The organism is Streptomyces bambusae, assembly GCF_019400985.1.
GTDB classification, from domain to species: domain Bacteria; phylum Actinomycetota; class Actinomycetes; order Streptomycetales; family Streptomycetaceae; genus Streptomyces; species Streptomyces bambusae_A.
Genome location: NZ_WTFF01000560.1, coordinates 1 through 2,369, shown reverse-complemented (window position 1 = coordinate 2,369; position 2,369 = coordinate 1). Strand labels below are relative to the sequence as shown.

The 2,369-nt window shown below is 76.9% G+C and carries 2 protein-coding genes; one reads left to right on the top strand and one right to left on the bottom strand.

Going from position 1 to position 2,369, the window contains the following annotated elements; genetic code table 11:
• On the bottom strand, positions 1-553 hold a 553-nt coding region (locus GPJ59_RS35530), incomplete at its 3' end, for a hypothetical protein (protein WP_219672247.1).
• Here GPJ59_RS35530 and GPJ59_RS35525 point away from each other — a divergent pair.
• A complete protein-coding gene (locus GPJ59_RS35525) occupies positions 515-1,993 on the top strand; it encodes a YcaO-like family protein (protein WP_219672245.1) in 1,479 nt (492 codons plus the stop codon). The two genes, GPJ59_RS35530 and GPJ59_RS35525, sit on opposite strands and share 39 nt — an antisense overlap.
• Positions 1,994-2,369: the final 376 nt, after the last annotated feature.

The window sequence follows — 2,369 nt, the reverse complement described above, 5'->3', positions numbered from 1 at the left end:
GGCGGGCCCCGTCCTCGGGCCGGAGACGGAAGCCGTCCTCGGGCCGGAGGCGGACGCCACGTCGAGGCCGGCCACGGACGCGGTCCCGCGTGGCGCCGGCGCGGGCGCGGTCCCCGGCCGTGACGCGGGCACGGAGGCGGCCCCTGGCCGTGAGGCGGACATGTACGCGGATGCTGGCTGTGAGGTGGGTGCGGGCGTGGATGCCGGCCATGGTGCGGCCCTGGGCCGTGGTGTGGGCGCGGACGTGGCCCCTGGCCGTGACGCGGTCGTGGACGCCGGCCATGGTGCGGTCCCCGGCCGCGGTGCGGTCCTCGGCCGTGGTGTGGGCGCGGACGTGGCCCCTGGCCGTGAGGCGGACATGTACGCGGATGCTGGCTGTGAGGTGGGTGCGGGCGTGGATGCCGGCCATGGTGCGGTCCCCGGCCGTGGTGCGGGCGCGGACGTGGCCCCTGGCCGTGACGCGGTCGTGGACGGCGGCCATGGTGCGGCCCTCGGCCGTGGTGCGGGCGCGGACGTGGCCCCTGGCCGTGACGCGGTCGTGGACGGCGGCCATGGTGCGGCCCTCGGCCGTGGTGCGGGCACGGACGCGGCTCCCCGCCGCGACGTGGACGCGGATGCCGGCAGCGGTGCCGACGTGATTCCCGGCCCCGGTGTGGACCCTTTGCTCGACCGGGCCCTGCGGCAGGTGCCGGGGCCCGATCTGTCCGTGTCGACGCTCACCACCTTGCTCGTCGACAGCCGCTACGGCCCGGTGATCGGCCTCCAGCCGGTTCCCGACAGCCCGGCCGCCCTGGTCGCGGCCGTCCACGCCCGGCACGGCAAGGCGTCCGAGGCCGCCGGCTACGGCCGCGGCCGCACCATCGCCGCAGCCTCCCGCCTGGCGATGCTGGAGCGCCTGGAGCGCTCCGGTTCGGAGGCCCTCGTCAGCTCGGCCCGGCCGGTCCGCGCCGCGTACCGGCAGCTGCCCGGGCGCGCCCTTGACCCGCGCCGGCTCGGCGACCTCGCACCGGAGCAGTACGAGCACCCCTCCTGCCGGGTCGACCCGTTCTCCCCGGACGACGTCCTGCGCTGGATCCCCGCACAGGTGTGGGGCACCGGCGAGCACTGCTGGGTGCCGCTGGAGGCCGGCTCGTACCACGTCCACCCCGAACCCCGCCCCGGGCAGCGGTGGGGACGGGTGCTGTACGAGTCCTCCAACGGCTGTGCCCTCGGCGCCACCCTGGACGAGGCGGCCCTGCACGCCCTGCTCGAACTCCTGGAGCGCGACGCGTTCCTGCTGACCTGGTGGGCGGGTCGGCCAGTACCCCGGATCGACTGGAGTTCGGTCACCGACCCCACCACCGTGGAGCTGCGCGCCGCGATGCGCCGCGCCGGCTACGAGGTGGACCTGCTGGTCCTGACGCGGGACGTGCCGGTGCCGGCGGTGTGGGCGCTGGCCCGCAACCCGCGCTCGTCGGACAAGTACAGCCTGACGACGGCCGCCGCCCACCCCGATCCGGCCGAGGCGGTTCGCGCGGCGGTCGCGGAACTGGCCCCGCTGGTCCTCGGCGACGTCGTCGCCCCCTCACCGGAGCGGGCCCGCCGGCTGCGTACGGACCGCTGGAACGTCACCGACCTCGACCACCACATCGAGTGGTACTCGGTGCCCGAGGCCGCCGCCGCCTTCGAGCCGTATCTGACGGGCCCGTCGGTGGCGTTGGCCGAGGCGTTCCCGCGCTCTCCGCTGCGCGGGGCGGCCACGCTCGGGCAGGCCCGGCGGCTGCTGCTGGGGATGCTCGCCGAAGCGGGCATGGACGAGGTGCTGGTCGTGGACCAGACCGGGCGCGAACACCGGGCCGCCGGGCTGCGCGCCGTACGGGTCCTGGTACCCGGGAGCGTCCCCCTGGCCTTCGGGTTCGCGCACCAGCGCGTACTCGGCCTGCCCCGGCTGCTCGCGGCGGCGGGTCGGCAGGAGCTGTCCCTGGACCGGCTCACGGTGCACCCGTTCCCGTGAACCGCACCCCGGCGTGCCCGGCGGGGCGCCCTGCCCGCCCCGTCCGGCCGCGGCCCCCTGCCAGGCCCGTGCCGTCCGTAGTCCGTCTGCCGGCCGTCTGCCGTATGTCGGTCCGGCTGCCGTTCGTAGTCCGTCCGCCCGTCCCTGTTCCGCACGAAGGAAGTGGCTGCCCTCCGTGGTCGTTGCGCCCCCTCCCCCTCCCGCCCCCGAGTCCGCCTCCGCCTCCGCATCCGAACCGGTCCACCCGGCCGCGCTGAGGTCGATCCTCATGGCCGTGCCCTCCGGTGACACCCGGGTGGACCCCGAAGCCCGCCCCGAGCGCCAGCGGGTGCGCTCGGCCGTCGCCGCCCTTGCGGCCGACGCGGCCGACGCGGCC